Consider the following 15,356-nt stretch of genomic DNA (forward strand, 5'->3'; position numbering starts at 1 on the left):
TCAATTCCAGGCGTGGCGCGGCGGATGCACGCCGTTCAGGTAGTAGTTGCCGACGTGATAGAACTTCCAGCGCACCGGATCGTGAAGGGTATGGACGCGCGCATTGCGCCAGTGCCGGTCGAGATTGTGCTCAGCGAGGGTCGAGCGCGTGCCGGCAAGCTCGAACAGCTTGTTGGTCGCGAGAATGGCGATTTCAGTTGTGAACACCTTGGATTCCCCGGTCTTGATCGTCGCCTCGGAGACCGTCTCGAGCGTCGGGTTCGCTTTTGCTGCGTCGATGCTCTGGCCGGCGATCTCGAGAAGCGCCTCGGCGGCGTGCAATTTGATCTTCAGGTCGCCAACGGCTGCGATCGTGAACAGATCCTCGCCCGCCGTTTCCTTGCCGCTGTCGATCCAGGGACGGCTGTGGTTCTTGACGAAGGCGATCGTGTCCTCGATCGCGCCTCGCGCAATTCCGACGTCGATCGCCGACTGAATGATCTGCGAGACCGGACCGCCGACCGTCGGATGATCGAAGGAGGTGACATGCACCGCGCGGGAACGCGGCACGCGGACGTTATTGATTTTCACCGAGCCGGAAGCCGTCGTGCGCTGGCCGAAGCTCGACCAGTTGTTGGTGACCGTCAGTCCGGGCGCGTCGCGGTCGGCGAAGACCAGGTGGCCCTGCCCGTTCTCGTCGACCGCGACGATCGGCACCACATGCGCAAGAAGCGCGCCGGTCGTATAGAATTTTTCCCCGTTGACGATCACGTCATCGCCGTCGAAGACGACCTTGGTCTCGAACGCCGCCACCGTCTTGCTCTTCAGTTCGGAGAAAGCGTTGCCGTAGCGGATGCCCTGAAGCGCCCAGGAGAAGAACAGCTTTTTCTGTTCCTCGGTACCGTCGAGATCCACGGTCGCGACGATGGCGAGATGGTTTTGGGTGATCTGGGCGATCGCTGGATCGCCGGCGGCGATGGTGGCGATGACCCGGGCGAGCGTCGCATAGGAGACCTCCGGTCCGCCATAGGCCTTCGGCACGTTGATGCTCCAGAGGCCGCTTTGTGAATACTCGTCCAGCTCGGTGATCGGCAGCAGGCCTTCGCGGTCCCGCAGCGCCGCTCCGGCCTTGAATTTTTCCGCCAGCCTTTCGGCGATTTCGATCGCCTCTTGATCGCTCCTGATGACGTGCGCCGGCGTCGCCGGCTTGGGACGCGGCGCCACCGGATCGGCCGAGTTCACGCGGGGGTGGACGGAATGGTCGATTTGCGCGTCCGGGAGTGTGCCCATGCTCTGATGCTCCTTGGTGAGAGTTAGCTGCCGGTGGCCCGCAGCGCTTCGCCGCGTTTGACGGCTTCGATGTCGCGGTAATTTGCGCCCGGATGCGGCGCCTCCAGGCGGGGCCCGCGCCCGAACAGCTTTTCGCGCAATGTGCCGGGACGGTATTGCCTGGGATAGACGCCGCGCTTCTGCAGCTCCGGGACGAGATAGCCGACGATGTCCTCGAAGGTCTCGGGCGTCACCGCATAGGCGAGGTTGAAGCCGTCGACACCGGTCTCCTCGACCCACTGCTGCAACTCGTCCGCAACGGTCGAGGCAGAGCCGACGACGACCGGCCCCATGCCGCCCACGCCGCCCCATTCGGCGAGCTCGCGAATGGTCCAGCGCTTGTTCGGATCGCCTTCAGAAAGACTTTCGACGGCGGAGTGAATGGCGTTCGTCTCGACCTTCCGCACCAGGTCGTCCGGCTCATAGCGGAAAAAATCAATGCCGGTCCAGCCGGACATGAAGACCAGCGAACCGTCATAGGAGACATAGTCGAGATAGTCGCGGAACTTTGCCCGCGCCTTCTCCTCAGTCTCATCGACGATAACGGTCAAGAGGTTGTACATCTTGAAACCGTCGGGCGAACGGCCGGCAGCCACGGCTCTTGCCCGTATATCGGCGACGTAGTTGCGAAGAATCGTCTTCGTCTGGGCCGCGACGAAGACACATTCGGCATGCTCTGCGGCAAACTTCTTGCCCGGTCCGGACGCGCCGGCCTGGTAGAGGACCGGAGTGCGCTGCGGCGATGGTTCGGAAAGATGATAGCCCGGCACCTCGAAATATTTGCCGCTGTGTCCGATCTCGTGAACCTTTTCGGGATGGGTAAAGACGCGGGCTTCCCGGTCGCGGACCACGGCGTCATCCTCCCAGGAGCCTTCAAGCAGCTTGTAAATCACTTCCAGGTACTCTTGGGCGACGGCATAGCGGTCGTCATGCTTGCGCAAACCGCCCTGGCCGACATTCTGCGCGCCGCTTTCGAGATAGGAGGTGACGATGTTCCAGCCGATCCGGCCTTTGGTGTGGTGATCCGCCGTCGAAAGCCGCCTCGCGAAGGTGTAGGGATGCTCGAACGAGATTGACGCCGTGATGCCGATTCCGAGGTGCTCGGTCGCCAGCGCGATCGGGGCGGCGAGCTGCAGCGGGTCGTTGACCGGAATCTGCGCCGCCTGGTGGATGGCGTGATAGTTGTTGCCCCTGTAGACGTCATAATAGCCGATCACGTCGGCGATGAAGATGCCGTCGAAGACGCCGCGCTCGAGCGTGCGCGCCAGGTCCTGCCAATAGTCCAGATCCTTGTATTTGAAGGATCTATCGCGCGGATGCGCCCAGAGCCCGGGCGACTGATGGCCAACGCAGTTCATGTCGAAGGCATTGAAGCGAATGGTCTTGCTCATCGGAGGCTCCGTCCGGTTCGGCCGAGAAATCGTTCGCCATCAGCATCGCAGTTCGGCAGCAGCAATACAGTTATTCCATCATTTTAATATATTAACTCGTGGAAGTTTTTTCTTCGAGTCCTCTCATTTCGAGAAAAGCAGATTACCAGTCCCGCCACGGCTTGGCACAACCAAGCGGCGCTAGGCCAATTTCAATGCCCGCCCGCGCGGGCGGCAAAAGCATTTCCCGAACCGCTGCTTCCGCGGCATGAACATACTTTGTCTACTAGATTTGTAGATTATAGGCTTTTCCAAGGTGCCGCGAAAGAGATGCCGGTTGAGACCGCCTGCCGCGGCCACATCAGGAGAGTAGCATGAGCATCCACGCCCTACCGACACATTTGCCACTGATCGATATCTCCCGGTTCCACGGCGGACAGGAGGAGCGTGCCCGCTTCGTCGGCGAGCTCCGCAAGAGATTGCATGACCATGGTTTCTTCTATCTGACCGGTCACGGCGTCGCTCCGAAGCTGATCGCCGGCGTGCTGGCGATCTCTAAGCACTTCTTCGCACTCCCGCTCGAGGAGAAGCTGAAGATCGAAATGGTGAAGTCGCCGCCTTTCCGCGGCTACAACCGCGCGGGCTACGAACGCACGCGCGGCCAGCAGGACTGGCGCGAACAGCTCGACATCAACACCGAAGGCGCCGCCGTCGAAATCGGTCCCGACACTCCGGCTTGGAAGCGCCTCATCGGACCGAACCAATGGCCGAACGCGCTGCCGGAACTCAAACTCCTGCTGCTCGCGTATCAGGCGGAGGTCACGCGGATCGGCATCGACGTTTTGAAGGCTATAGCCGTGGCCCTCGGGCAGCCGGAAAATGCCTTCGCCGAGATTTACGAGCCGCAGCCTTCGCAACTCCTGAAGATCATCCGCTATCCCGGCCGTGACGTCGCCGAGACGGAACAGGGCGTCGGCGCCCATAAGGATGGCGGCTTCGTCACGGTGCTGCTGCAGGACACGATTGCCGGGCTCAGGGTGCAGACCGAGGATGGCGTCTGGATCGACGCGCCGCCCGTTCCGGGCACCTTCGTCGTCAACACCGGCGAGCTCCTGGAACTCGCGACGAACGGCTTCGTCCGCGCCGACATCCACGTCGTGGTCGCACCGCCGGCGGGCACGGAACGGTACTCCGTCGCCTTCTTCCTGGGAGCTCGCTACGACGCCACCATCCCGGTCATCAAGCTGCCCGAAGAGTTGAAGCACGCCGAGCGCGGCGTATCGGTTGATCCGCTCAACCCGATCTTCCGCGAGGTGGGCCAAAACCACCTGAAGAGCCGGCTGCGTTCCCATCCGGATGTGGCGCGCACCCATCATGCCGATCTGTTGAGCCCGGAACAACTGTCCGGCAGTGCAGGCGGTTCCGCCTATTGAGGCGCCGCCCCTCCTGCTCGACTCCCCTCGTCTTCGCTAACCCAACCCTTTCCACGGAGGAAACGATGACCATCCAGCAATCTACCGAGACCCTCAAGCAGTCCGCAACGCCACAGGCGGCGCCGGGCGCGCCGACCTTCAAGAGCCGCCATCCCGAAACCCAGGCCCTGCACGGCGGAAGCTTCCGTTTCGACCCGACGACAGGGGCGGTCGCCGTGCCGATCTACCAGACCACGTATCAGCTTCTCGGAACGGAAGGCGCCGACAAGCTCTTCGCGCTGGAAGCGGCCGGCCACCTTTACACTCGGGTATCGAACCCGACCCAGGACGCCTTCGAGCAACGCCTCGCCGAGCTCGAGGGCGGCGCCGCCGCGCTCGCGGTTTCCTCCGGCCAGGCCGCATCCGCCTTCGCCATCCTCAACGTCGCTCGCGCTGGCGACAATGTCGTCAGCGCCGCGGGCCTTTACGGCGGCACCTGGGCGCTTTTCGCCGCCACGCTGAAGAGCTTCGGCGTCGAGACACGATTCGTCGATGCGGCGGATCCGGAAGCCTTCGCCCGCGCGACCGACGACCGCACCCGCGCCTATTACGCCGAAGCCCTCCCGAACCCAAAGCTCGAGGTTTTCCCGATCGCTGAAGTCGCGGCCATCGGACGCCGCTTCGGCATTCCGCTGATCGTCGACAACACCGCGGCTCCCGTGATCATCCGGCCACTCGACCATGGCGCCGCCATCATCGTCTATTCGGCGACGAAATACATCGGTGGCCATGGAACTTCTATCGGCGGCGCTATCGTCGATGGCGGCAATTTCCCTTGGGCCGAGGTCAGGGAACGGCAGCCGAACATCAACGAGCCGGATCCGAGCTATCAGGGCAAGACCTGGGTCGAGAAGGCGGAAGCAATCGCCTTCCAGCTCATCCAGGGCCTTGAAACCCTGCCCTTGCGGCTGCGCCAGCACAACGAGAATGCGATCAAGATCGCCGACTACCTGAAGGCCCACCCGAACGTCTCGAACGTCGTCTTCCCGAAGTTCCAGAGGGGCGTGGCAGCGGAGCGGGCGGCCAAGTATTTCAAATCCGGCTCCTATGGCGCGCTGGTCGGTTTCGAGCTGAAGGGCGGGCGCGAGGCCGGCCGCCGTTTCATCGACGCCCTGCAGCTCTTCTATCATATCGCTAACATCGGCGACGCGCGGTCACTGGCAATCCATCCGTCGACCACGACCCACTCGCAGCTCTCCGCCGAGGATCAACTCGCCACGGGCGTGACGCCCGGCTATGTCCGCCTGTCGATCGGCATTGAGCATCCCGACGACCTCATCGCAGACCTTGCGCAGGCGATCGACGCCGCTTGAAGACGCCCGGACGGCATGCTTGCCTTGTGCAGCATGCCGTCTTTCCACCGGCATAGCAGACTTAGCTTCGAACGCCGTATCGGAGCCTCGAAGCGATCGCACCTACGACGTTAGTCGCCTGCACGCGGATATCGGGAGCCGCAGTAATTTCCCAGAACTGGCCGGCTGTCAGAGCGCCAACGGCGTAGAGCCCGGGCTGCGGCTTTCCTTCGCAGTCAATTACACGGGAGTGCCTGTCGACCGAAAGGCCGAGCCCGAGCTCATCGGCGGCGATCAATCCGTGTCGATGCATTCCTTTAAGCAGCGGAGAATGGCTAACACCGGCGCGCTCCATGCCGGTGCAGTTAACGATCCAATCTGCATTGAATGACCTTGAGCGGTGGCTCTGCCGCTGTCTGTAGCGCACCAGCACGCCACGATGTCCTTCCTCGATCGCCTCGAGGAAACCGGCATTGACAGTGACGATGCCGTCGCGTCTCAACGTCTCGAGTCGCAGGAATATCTCCGGAGCGATGCGATGACGATGGATGTTCCACCACGCGAGTCCATGGCGCAGGAATCGGGCACGTTGATCGTTCGAAAGCTGCTGCCATAGCCCTTGCGCCATCGGCCTGAGACCGTCCATCAGACCCCGCCAGTCCGCGCCGTTGCGAACCTGCCTGCGAAAGCCCTGAAGCAAGGCACTGATTTCCCGCGAACCCGCAAGCTCCGGTTCGATCGGTTGCGCACGGTGGCTTGCCTGCGCATGCGGATGCGGCAGCAACCCACGGCGCGACAGGACGCGGATCGGTCCGCGGTGACCGTGGACCCGTAATGCAAGCACCTGATCGACCATCGTCAATCCGGAGCCGAGAATGCAGATGGTGTCGCTGCGGCCGACCCTCGAAAGCCAGCTCAGCCGCCAGGGATTGCGCACAATGCGCTTTTGCGCGCCTGTCGCGATATGATCCGGTTTGAGTGGCAGATCGGCGTTTCCGACACCAAGACAGAGCACTACGTGGCGCGCGTTAAGCTCCGTGCCGTTGTCCAGTTTGAAGACAAGGCCGGCCTCACTGGAATGAACGCAATTCTGCGCCTTCGCGTTGACGAAATCGAACCTCGCGCGGCGGTCGCCATTTCGAAGCAGCGACGCCAGCCGGTCGCGCAGATAAAGACCATAGTCACCTCGCGACGCGAAGCCCTCCGATGAAACCTTCCTCGCATGCTGCTCGAGCCAGTGGACGAAATCCTCCGGCTCACGCCGATGATGCGGGCGGCCGTCTCGTTGTCGCGCACCGCAATGAAGTTGCGCCCGGTCTGAGAGGAGACGAGCCTCAGCGCCAGAAAGGTCAGCAGCGCCACGACGCTCAGCGCGAAGAGATACCGGCCGGCGGCGGTTTCAAAGGTAATACCGGCGATCGCCAGCGGCGGCGCATCGATGACGCCGGAAGCGGAATTGTTGGAGAACCAACCGAATTTCGTCAGGGCCCACTGCACGAAGAACTGTGCGGCAAGCGTCGAGACCGCCAGATAGAAGCCCTTCAGCCTGAGGCTTGGCAGGCCGAAGACGATGCCGATCGCAGCTGCGGAAAAGCCGGCGAGCACGATGCTCGCGACAAGCGGCAGGCCCTCGACGCGCAGGTTGAAATTATAGGCGGCGAAGGCACCGACCGCCATGAAGGCAGCGCTGCCGAGCGATACCTGGCCGGCATAGCCGGTCAGAAGGTTGAGGCCGACGCCAGCGAGGCTGAGCGCCAGGAACGGCAGGAGGATCGCCTCGAAGAAATAGCTGGTGCCGACGAATGGAACGACGAGATAGGCAACGGCAAGGAGCGCCACTGGCGCCAGCCAGCGCGGAAGCGTCGAGGACGCGGGAAGGTCGGTTGCAATCGAGACCATGATCAGACCCTTTCCACGAGCTTCTGGCCAAAAAGACCGGAGGGGCGGACAAGAAGGAAGGCGAGTGCCACGACATAGGCGAACCAGCTTTCGATGCCGCCGCCGAAATAGTCACCTAGATAGACTTCGGCGAGCTTCTCGGTCGCGCCGATCAGCAGGCCGCCGACGATGGCGCCGAGAATTGAATCGAAGCCACCGAGAACGAGGACCGGAAGAGCCTGGAGGACAACGAGCGACAGCGAGAACTGCACACCGAGGCGAGCCCCAGAGGAGACCGGCGACCAGCGCCACCAGGCCGGCGGTCGCCCAGACGGTCGCCCAGATCCACGGCAGCCGCAGGCCGATGGCGAGCGCCGCGAACTGATCGTCCGCCACCGCACGGAAGGCGAGACCGACGCGAGTGTAGCGGAAGAAGACCGACAACAGCGCCACCATGCCGGCCGCAACAGCCGCGGCGAAAATGTCGAACTGGCTGATGAGGACGCCACCGACATCGAAGGGGATGTCCTCGATGCCGAGCTCAAGCGCATGCACTTGCGTCCCCCAGAGGAGCTGCGCAGCCCCTTCGATGACATAGGAGAGGCCGAGCGTCGCCATGAAAAGGGTGATCGGCGGCTTGTTGGTGAGCGGGCGAAGTACGGTTCGCTCGATAACGATGCCGATGACGACCATCAGGGCAAAGGTGATGGCGAGCGCCAGCGCGAAAGGCACGCCGCGTTCGACGAGGCTGACGAAAGTCAGTGCCGCGAAGAGCAGCAGCGCTCCTTGCGCGAAATTCAACACGCCTGAGGTTTTATAGATCAGCACGAAGCCGATCGCGACCAGCGAGTACATGACGCCCGAGAGCAGCCCGCCGACGAGCACCTCGGTGAAGAAAAGCCAATCGAAGTCCGACATCAGATCCCCGCTCCGTCTTCATTCTCGGGCGCGACGCCCAGATAGGCGTCGATGACGCGCTGGTCTGCCCTCACCTCTTCCGGCGTTCCGTCAGCGATCTTGCGGCCGTAGTCGAGCACGGCGATCCGGTCCGACAGTTCCATGACCACGCCGATATCATGTTCGATGAGGATCACGGTCGTGCCATAGGTTTCTCGGGTCGCCCGCACGAAGGCGGCCATCTCGTTCTTCTCGGTGGCGGTCATGCCGGCCATCGGCTCGTCGAGAAGCAGGATCTCCGGCTCCGCCACCAGCGCACGGGCGAGTTCCACCCGCTTCTGCAGCCCATAGGGCAAGGTGCCGGCAAGGCGGCCGGCGACGTGTTCGAGATGAAGGAAGCCGAGGATGCGCCGGGCCCGGTCGCGCGCGTCCGCCTCTTCGCGGCGGGCGGCGCCGACACGGGCGATCTGACCGAGAAACGTCGAGCGGACCGTGTGTGCCCGCCCGGCGACCACGTTGTCGAGGACGCTCAGGCCTTTGAACAAGGCGAGGTTCTGAAAGGTCCGGGCGATACCGAGGCGCGCCAGCCTTTCGGTCGGCACCGCGCCGTAGCGCTTGCCGCCGATCGCCACCTGACCTCGATCCGGCCGGTAGATGCCGCTGATCACGTTGATGAGCGAACTCTTGCCGGCGCCGTTCGGGCCGATGATGGCGCGGATTTCGCCGCGTCGCACCGCGAGATCGACATTGTCCAGAGCCGTGACGCCGCCGAACGAGAGGCTCACGCTTTCAAGGCCAAGCAGCAGGTCGCTGGAAATCGCCGCATGCGGCTGAGGCGTCGGCCTGGCGGCAACGTCGAGGAGGTGCTCCTGGACCTCTGGCGGGAAGGCAGACGTGCCCAGCCCCCCAAGGGCAAATGTCATCGCGTGCATATTTTCCCTCTCAACAGCTTCCGGGCGCCACGACAGCCCGTTGCCACCGGCGCACAGCTTCCCCCGGCCGTCCCAATGAAGCCCGGTAATTCTGTTGTGGTACGGACCGGCGTTCCAGCATGCCTTATTCCATCAAGGTGAATTCTACCGACTACTCCGCAGCAACCGGCTGCAGCGCCTCTGCCGCTTCCAGTTCGCGCACCAGCGGAATGACGTACTTGCCGAAATATTCGACCTCTTCCTGGAAATGCAGGAAACCGAGCAGGATGAGGTCGGCCCCGGCGCGCTTCAGGTCGAGGATCCGCTCGGCCACCTGCCGCGGTGTACCGATCAGATTGGAGCGGAAGCCGTCATTGTATTGGACGAGATCCTCGAAGGAGGATTTCGCCCAGTTGCCCTTGCCTTCCGGCGAAGCCTTGCCGGCATTCTTGACCTCGTGACCAAACGCATTGACCGCCTCCGGATTGGCCTTCTCGATGATCTCGGCAAGCACGGCCTTCGCCTCTTCCTCCGTCTCGCGGACGATTGCGAAGGCATTGACGCCGACCCGAACCGAGTGGTCGCTTTCCTTGGCCTTCTGGCGGATGTCATTCACCTGCTTGGCGATCTGGTCCGGCGTGTTGCCATTGGTGAAATACCAGTCGGAAACGCGGGCCGCCATGTCGCGCGCGGCGCGCGACGAGCCGCCCTGGAAGATTTCCGGCTGCGGATCGATAGGCTTCGGCTTCAGCGAATAATTGTTGAACCGATAGAAGTCGCCGCGGAAGGTGAAATTGTCCTCGGTCCAGATGCCGCGCAGCGCCCGGATGAACTCTTCCGAACGGCGATAGCGTTCGTCGTGGTCGAGCCAGTGCTCGCCGATTGCGGCGAACTCGCCGCGGAACCAGCCGCTGACGACATTGACGGCGACACGCCCGTTGGTGAGATGATTGATCGTGGCGATCTGCTTGGCCGCGAGCGCCGGATTCCACGGTCCCGGCAGGATGGCGGCGATGACCTTCAGCGTCTTGGTCGATTCGAGCAGCGCATGGCTGAACGAGACGGACTCATGCTGGAATTCCGCGCCATAGCCGGCGGTGAAGCGGATCTGGCTCAAGGCATATTCGAAGCCGTTCTCCTCGGCGATTTGCGCGAGCTTGCGGTTATAGTCGATCGTCCAGCTTGTCCGCTGCTCGATATTGGAAATGACCAGACCGCCCGAAACGTTCGGCACCCAGTAGGCGAATTTCACCGCTTCTCTATTTGCATGCGACATTTGTCTTCCTCTCCAGGGTTTCATGCTTTGGTGGCAACCAGTGCCGGTCCATGCTCACCGGCAAACAACGTGGTTCTCTGCGGACTCACCGGTATTCATTTGCATCGCGGTTCCAAGTTGCTGACTTACTCTACCAATTAGTGGACTGCAGTAAGAAAAATTCTCCCAATTTTGCCGGCGCGGAAAATTCAAAAATCCTGATCGGAGGTCGACGGCGCGATTTCACGCCTAATTTAGGCCGCCCTTAAAGTCGTGGACCGGTGCGCACAAACTGGAGTGCTATCCGGCTGCGTCGACTTTTCGCCGGGCTCAAATGCGAAGAGAACTTGGGCGGGCGCGCTGAAGGCCAGCCCATTACTTCCTCGTGTAGAGTCCCGTGCCGCTGCAGGCTTCGGAGCATGTCGTGCCCCGCAGGCGCCATCCTCGGAGGAAAATCATTCCAGATTAATACACATAATCGATGGACTATATGTGTATTCCTCTCGTCGCCTGTCGCATCATGCAGAACGAAGGCCGCAGGCAAGCAGCTCGCCCGCCGGTCATTGGCTGCCCAAACAGACCCCGATGGAGGAATGCATGTCCAATCCCATTTCCAGTCAGACCTATCGCCGCCGCAGCATACTGAAATCGCTCGCAGCCGCCGGCGCGTTGCCCTTTATCGCGCCGCTGGCCTCGTCGACGGCACTCGCCTCGAGCAACAAGTTTGCGGGCCGCACCATCAACCTCTTGATCATCCAGCCGCACGTCGTAACCGGCAAGAAGATCGCCGAGGATTTCGAGAAGTTAACCGGAGCCAAGGTCAATGTCACCGCGGTGCCCTATGACCAGGTCAGCGTGAAGGCGACGCTCGACGTGCAATCGGGCGCCAACGAGTTCGATGTCATCGACTACTTCTATACCTACAAGGGTCAGCTCGCCGACGACGGCGTCACCGAGGACGTGACGGATCTCATCGAGCGCGACAAGGCCGAAATCCAGCCGGAAGATTTCATCCAGACCATCTACGACCAGTACACCTTGCATGATGGCCGTCGCTATGGCCTGCCCTATGACGGCGACAGCCATCTTCTCTTCTACAACCGGGAGCTTTTCGATCGCTATGGACTGAAGGCGCCGACGACCTGGGACGAGTACAACGAGAACGCCAAGGTCATCACTGAGGCCGAGTCGAAGAACGGCATCTACGGTGCCGCCGTGCTAGGAGCGAAAATCCCGGTCATCATCCTGTCCACCTATGCCAACCGGCTGACGGGCTTCGGCGGCAATTTCCTCAAAGCGGACGGTTCGTCGGCGCTCGATAGCGCAGAGGCTGTCGAGGCGCTGAAGTCGCTGCTCGCCTCCGCGCCCCACGCGCTGCCGACGCCGCTCGAGACCCGGTTCGAGGAAGGCCTGCCGGCGTTCCTGAATGGCAAGGCGGCGCAGATCGACTTCTGGACCGACCTCGGCGGCTATGCTCAGGACCCCAAGGGATCGAAGATCGTCGACAAATGGGGTGTGGCGCGCATCCCGGTTGGCGGCGGCAACAAGACGCCGCGCCTGGCCTTCAATGCCGGCTTCGGCTTTGCAATCACCACCGGATCGCAGAACAAGGATGTGGCTTGGGAACTGATCAAGCTGGTCACCAGCAAAGGCTATCATGAAGAGCTCCTGGCGCTCACCGGTTCGGGCATCGATCCCGACCGCCAGTCGGGTCTGAGATCCGAGAAGTTCAAGGCCTTCCAACCGCTCGTACAGCCGCTGCTCGACGACGGCGCCTTGGAAAACAGCCTTGCCTGGCCGACGGCCGTCTACGCGCCGAAGCTCGAAAACGCGCTCACCGACGAACTGGCACTGGCGCTCGCCGGTACCAAGAGCGCCGAACAGGCGATCGCCGATGCCCACCGGGCCTGGACCGAGATCATCGAGGTCAACGGCTGATTGCGCTAGGGGCGCGCGCCATCGCTTCCTTCCGGCGCGCCCCGCCACTTCCAAAACGAGGCGAGAGACCATGAGCGAACATTCCTTGCCGAAGCGCAGGCTCGGCCGCACCGATTTCGACATCACACCGGTTGGCTTTGGAGCCTGGGCCATCGGCGGCCCCGATTGGGGTTGGGGCTGGGGGACGCAGGATGATGCCCAGTCGATCGCGGCCCTCCACCATGCAATTGCGCGCGGCATCAACTGGATCGACACGGCCCCGGTCTACGGTCTCGGCCATTCCGAGGAGATCGTTCGCGAGGCACTCTCGACGATCCCGAGATCCGAGCGTCCCTTCGTGTTCACCAAGGCCGGTCTTGTCTGGGACTCCGAGAACCGCAATGCCCTACCCGCCCGCATCGGTGATGCAAAGTCCTTGCGTCGCGAGGTCGAAGATTCGCTGCGGCGCCTCGATGTCGAGGTCATCGACCTCTACCAGATGCACTGGCCGGCCAATGACGGTACGCCGATCGAGGAATACTGGGCCACTTTCGCCGACCTGAAAGCCGAGGGTAAGGTCGGAGCCATCGGGCTATCGAACCACGATCGGGAACTGTTGCAGCGAGCGGCGAAAGTTGCCCCCGTGGACGTGGTGCAGCCGCCCTTCTCCGCCATCAAACGCGGATTCGCCGAGGAAGACCTGCCCTGGGTGCGGGCCCATGGCAGCGGCGTCATTGCTTACAGTCCCCTCCAGTCGGGCCTGCTCACCGGTGCTTTCACCCCAGCGCGCGCTCGCGCCCTCCCTGAAAATGACTGGCGCTCGCGCGACGAGGAGTTTGGAGGGGAGGCCCTTCACCGCAATCTTGCCTTCGCAGATGGGCTGAGGCCGATTGCCGCGCGGCACCATACGACCGTTGCGGCCGTCGCGGCCGCCTGGGTTCTTGCCTGGCCCGGCATCACGGGCGCCATCATCGGAGCACGCAAGCCGGAGCACATCGACGGCTGGATCGATGCGGCAACAAGCGCCCTTTCGCCGCGTGATCTCGACGACGTCGAAGACATGCTCCTCGCCACCCAGGCCGGCACCGGGCCGACACGTCCCGATCTCTCGGAGGCGGCATGACCGTCTTCGCCGCCGACGCCCTGCGGCTTGATGAAACCCGCCTTGCCACGCGCCGGAGCACCCTTCCGGCGCGGCTCAGCCGTGCGTTGTGGATTGCACCGATTATGCTTGCGCTCAGCGTCACGACGCTCTACCCGACCATCTTTCTGCTGGCGCTCGCCTTCAGCAAGAGCACGCTTGGAAGGCCGTTCCGCGGCTTCGTTGGCATGAAGCATTTCGCGATAACCTTACAGGATCCGCTCTTTCTCTCGGCGATCGGACGAAGTGTGGCCTATGCGCTTTCAACTTCGCTGCTGCAACTCGCACTCGGCTTCGTGATCGCGCTTCTTTTCAGCTCCCTTTTGAAGGCGGGACGCTTCCTGATGAGCCTCGTGCTGCTGCCGCTGATGACGCCGCCGGTGATGGTCGGCGTCGCCTGGAAGCTCATTCTCGCGCCGGCCGGAGGGCTCCTAAACGGTACTTTGATCAAATACGGGGTGATCTCCGAACCGATTTCCTTCCTCGGCCATCCCTCGCTCGCCTGGCTGGCGATCGCCGTCGCCGACCTCTGGCAATGGACGCCCTTCATCGTCATTCTCTGCTTTGCGGCACTTTCGACGATACCGGAAGGCGTCCACGAGGCAGCGCTCGTCGACGGCGCGAATGCCTGGCAACGCTTTCGGCACATCACGCTCCCACTCGTCGCCGCGCCGCTCTCGTCGATCTATCTTCTGAAACTCATTCTCTCGTTCAAGCTCTTCGACCTCGTCTACATCCTCACTTTCGGCGGGCCGGGTTTCGCGACGACATCTGCCGGCTTTTCCATCTACCGGCGGGCGATCGAGCAGTTCGACGTGGGGCGCGCGGCGGCCGAGACGATCGTCTATGGCCTAGTCATAGGATTGGCGACGCTCCCGGTCGTTCGCCTGCACCAGCATTTCGAAAGGCGGGAAGCATGAGGCTCGGCACTCGACATCTCTGGCTGGCGATGGCGACGGCGCCGATCGTCGGCTTCTTCGCCCTGCCCATCCTCTATCTCCTGGCCGTTTCCTTCAAGACCAAGGACGACGTGCTGAGCGGCCATTTCTGGCCGACAGTGCCGACATTTGCGAACTGGCCGGGCGCCTTCGAGGCGGCCGATATTGACGGTTTCATATTCAACTCGGTCGCGGTCTCCGTGTTTGCCGGCCTCCTCACCATCGCGCTTACGCTCCCCTCGAGCTACGCCGTGTTGCGGCTCAAGATTGGCGGCAAGTGGCTGGCGGACGTGGCGCTTTCGAGCTACATGGCGCCGCCCATCGTGGCCCTGATCCCCCTCTTCTTCCTGCTGAAGGCAACCGGCCTTCTCAACACGCGCGCCGGTCTCATCCTTGTTTATGGCTTCGCCAACGTGCCGGTCGCCTTCTGGCTGCTGACGCCGTTCCTGCGCCGGATGCCGATCGAGATCGAGCATGCGGCGGCGATGGACGGCGCGGGACCGTTTCGCACGCTTTTGCAGATCGTCGCACCGGTCATCGCGCCGGGCATCGTGGCGACGCTGATCATCGTCACGGTGCTTTCCTACAACGAGTTCCTGTTCGCCTCCGCCTTCACCTTTTCCGACGCCACGCGAACGCTGCCAGTCGGCATATCGCTCTTCCAGGATGACAGGCTGGTGAACTTCGGCCAGATGGCGGCTGCCTCGCTCGCCGGCATCTCGCCCGTCTACCTGATCGCGCTTTTCATGCAGCGTTACCTGGTCAGCGGGCTCGCACATGGCGGGGTGAAATAGGGAAGAGACCAAACGCGAGGGGTCAAATCGCGCTCGATTAAAGCGTGTCGCATTTAATTGGCCTCATATCCGGCCGCATTGAAATAGTTTCTGCATTCTGTGACGGAGAAGAGATTGCAGATGTCGCCGAGGGCCTCGGCGATGGCGTCGAAGCTGCGAGCGGCCCGCTTGCGCAGCAGCGCC

Annotated in this window: 11 protein-coding genes and 3 pseudogenes; 6 read left to right on the forward strand and 8 right to left on the reverse strand. The window is 62.6% G+C overall.

Annotated features, from left to right (window positions below; translation table 11 throughout):
* Nucleotides 1-1,269, reverse strand: a complete 1,269-nt coding sequence (locus tag QN219_RS28510) for an SfnB family sulfur acquisition oxidoreductase (protein ID WP_284003664.1) — start codon at nucleotides 1,267-1,269, stop codon at nucleotides 1-3.
* A 23-nt stretch (nucleotides 1,270-1,292) separates the two neighbouring features.
* Nucleotides 1,293-2,699, reverse strand: a complete 1,407-nt coding sequence (locus tag QN219_RS28515; protein ID WP_284003665.1) for an LLM class flavin-dependent oxidoreductase — start codon at nucleotides 2,697-2,699, stop codon at nucleotides 1,293-1,295.
* 353 nt (nucleotides 2,700-3,052) lie between these two features.
* Between QN219_RS28515 and QN219_RS28520 the strand changes: the two genes are divergently transcribed.
* Nucleotides 3,053-4,111, forward strand: a complete 1,059-nt coding sequence (locus QN219_RS28520; RefSeq protein WP_284003666.1) for an isopenicillin N synthase family oxygenase — start codon at nucleotides 3,053-3,055, stop codon at nucleotides 4,109-4,111.
* Between the two features lie 65 nt (nucleotides 4,112-4,176).
* Nucleotides 4,177-5,463, forward strand: a complete 1,287-nt coding sequence (locus QN219_RS28525) for a PLP-dependent transferase (RefSeq protein WP_284003668.1) — start codon at nucleotides 4,177-4,179, stop codon at nucleotides 5,461-5,463.
* 61 nt (nucleotides 5,464-5,524) lie between these two features.
* Here the strand turns inward: QN219_RS28525 and QN219_RS28530 are convergent, their stop codons facing one another.
* From QN219_RS28530 to sfnG, 6 genes and pseudogenes are all read right to left on the reverse strand, one after another.
* Nucleotides 5,525-6,457, reverse strand: a complete 933-nt coding sequence (locus tag QN219_RS28530; protein WP_284003670.1) for an FAD-binding protein — start codon at nucleotides 6,455-6,457, stop codon at nucleotides 5,525-5,527.
* Nucleotides 6,458-6,499: 42 nt separating this feature from the next.
* Nucleotides 6,500-6,646 (reverse strand): annotated as a pseudogene (locus QN219_RS34060) (FAD/NAD(P)-binding protein); the annotation flags it as partial.
* A 53-nt stretch (nucleotides 6,647-6,699) separates the two neighbouring features.
* Nucleotides 6,700-7,341: pseudogene (locus tag QN219_RS28540) on the reverse strand (branched-chain amino acid ABC transporter permease); the annotation flags it as partial.
* 2 nt (nucleotides 7,342-7,343) lie between these two features.
* Nucleotides 7,344-8,238 (reverse strand): annotated as a pseudogene (locus tag QN219_RS28545) (branched-chain amino acid ABC transporter permease).
* Entirely contained in the window at nucleotides 8,238-9,149 is a 912-nt protein-coding gene (locus QN219_RS28550) for an ABC transporter ATP-binding protein (RefSeq protein ID WP_284003671.1), read from the reverse strand. The pseudogene QN219_RS28545 and the gene QN219_RS28550 overlap by 1 nt, the downstream one beginning before the upstream one ends.
* Before the next feature lie 151 nt (nucleotides 9,150-9,300).
* Complete coding sequence (gene sfnG / locus QN219_RS28555) at nucleotides 9,301-10,404, reverse strand: dimethylsulfone monooxygenase SfnG (RefSeq protein WP_284003673.1); 1,104 nt, start codon at nucleotides 10,402-10,404, stop codon at nucleotides 9,301-9,303.
* A 576-nt stretch (nucleotides 10,405-10,980) separates the two neighbouring features.
* Between sfnG and QN219_RS28560 the strand changes: the two genes are divergently transcribed.
* The 4 genes from QN219_RS28560 (at nucleotide 10,981) to QN219_RS28575 (ending at nucleotide 15,173) form a co-directional block, all read left to right on the forward strand.
* On the forward strand, nucleotides 10,981-12,321 hold the full coding sequence (locus QN219_RS28560; RefSeq protein WP_284003674.1) for a sugar ABC transporter substrate-binding protein: 1,341 nt from the start codon (nucleotides 10,981-10,983) through the stop codon (nucleotides 12,319-12,321).
* A 70-nt stretch (nucleotides 12,322-12,391) separates the two neighbouring features.
* The gene (locus QN219_RS28565; RefSeq protein WP_284003675.1) at nucleotides 12,392-13,423 is read left to right on the forward strand and encodes an aldo/keto reductase; all 1,032 of its coding nucleotides are present in this window, start codon (nucleotides 12,392-12,394) and stop codon (nucleotides 13,421-13,423) included.
* Nucleotides 13,420-14,361 (forward strand): sugar ABC transporter permease, encoded by a 942-nt coding sequence (locus tag QN219_RS28570; RefSeq protein WP_284003676.1) that lies wholly within the window; start codon nucleotides 13,420-13,422, stop codon nucleotides 14,359-14,361. Before QN219_RS28565 ends, QN219_RS28570 begins: the two co-directional genes overlap by 4 nt.
* Nucleotides 14,358-15,173, forward strand: a complete 816-nt coding sequence (locus QN219_RS28575) for a carbohydrate ABC transporter permease (RefSeq protein ID WP_284003678.1) — start codon at nucleotides 14,358-14,360, stop codon at nucleotides 15,171-15,173. Before QN219_RS28570 ends, QN219_RS28575 begins: the two co-directional genes overlap by 4 nt.
* The last annotated feature ends 183 nt before the right edge of the window (nucleotides 15,174-15,356 follow it).

Source organism: Sinorhizobium sp. 8-89 (assembly GCF_030124325.1).
Classification (GTDB): Bacteria; Pseudomonadota; Alphaproteobacteria; order Rhizobiales; family Rhizobiaceae; genus Sinorhizobium.

What these genes read in the sequence shown, in the direction of transcription:
- sfnG (WP_284003673.1), bottom strand. Translation starts at nt 10,404, where the DNA reads ATGTCGCATGCAAATAGAGAAGCGGTGAAATTCGCCTACTGGGTGCCG.
- QN219_RS28560 (WP_284003674.1), top strand. Translation starts at nt 10,981, where the DNA reads ATGTCCAATCCCATTTCCAGTCAGACCTATCGCCGCCGCAGCATACTG.
- QN219_RS28520 (WP_284003666.1), top strand. Translation starts at nt 3,053, where the DNA reads ATGAGCATCCACGCCCTACCGACACATTTGCCACTGATCGATATCTCC.
- QN219_RS28525 (WP_284003668.1), top strand. Translation starts at nt 4,177, where the DNA reads ATGACCATCCAGCAATCTACCGAGACCCTCAAGCAGTCCGCAACGCCA.
- QN219_RS28575 (WP_284003678.1), top strand. Translation starts at nt 14,358, where the DNA reads ATGAGGCTCGGCACTCGACATCTCTGGCTGGCGATGGCGACGGCGCCG.
- QN219_RS28570 (WP_284003676.1), top strand. Translation starts at nt 13,420, where the DNA reads ATGACCGTCTTCGCCGCCGACGCCCTGCGGCTTGATGAAACCCGCCTT.
- QN219_RS28550 (WP_284003671.1), bottom strand. Translation starts at nt 9,149, where the DNA reads ATGCACGCGATGACATTTGCCCTTGGGGGGCTGGGCACGTCTGCCTTC.
- QN219_RS28565 (WP_284003675.1), top strand. Translation starts at nt 12,392, where the DNA reads ATGAGCGAACATTCCTTGCCGAAGCGCAGGCTCGGCCGCACCGATTTC.
- QN219_RS28515 (WP_284003665.1), bottom strand. Translation starts at nt 2,699, where the DNA reads ATGAGCAAGACCATTCGCTTCAATGCCTTCGACATGAACTGCGTTGGC.
- QN219_RS28510 (WP_284003664.1), bottom strand. Translation starts at nt 1,269, where the DNA reads ATGGGCACACTCCCGGACGCGCAAATCGACCATTCCGTCCACCCCCGC.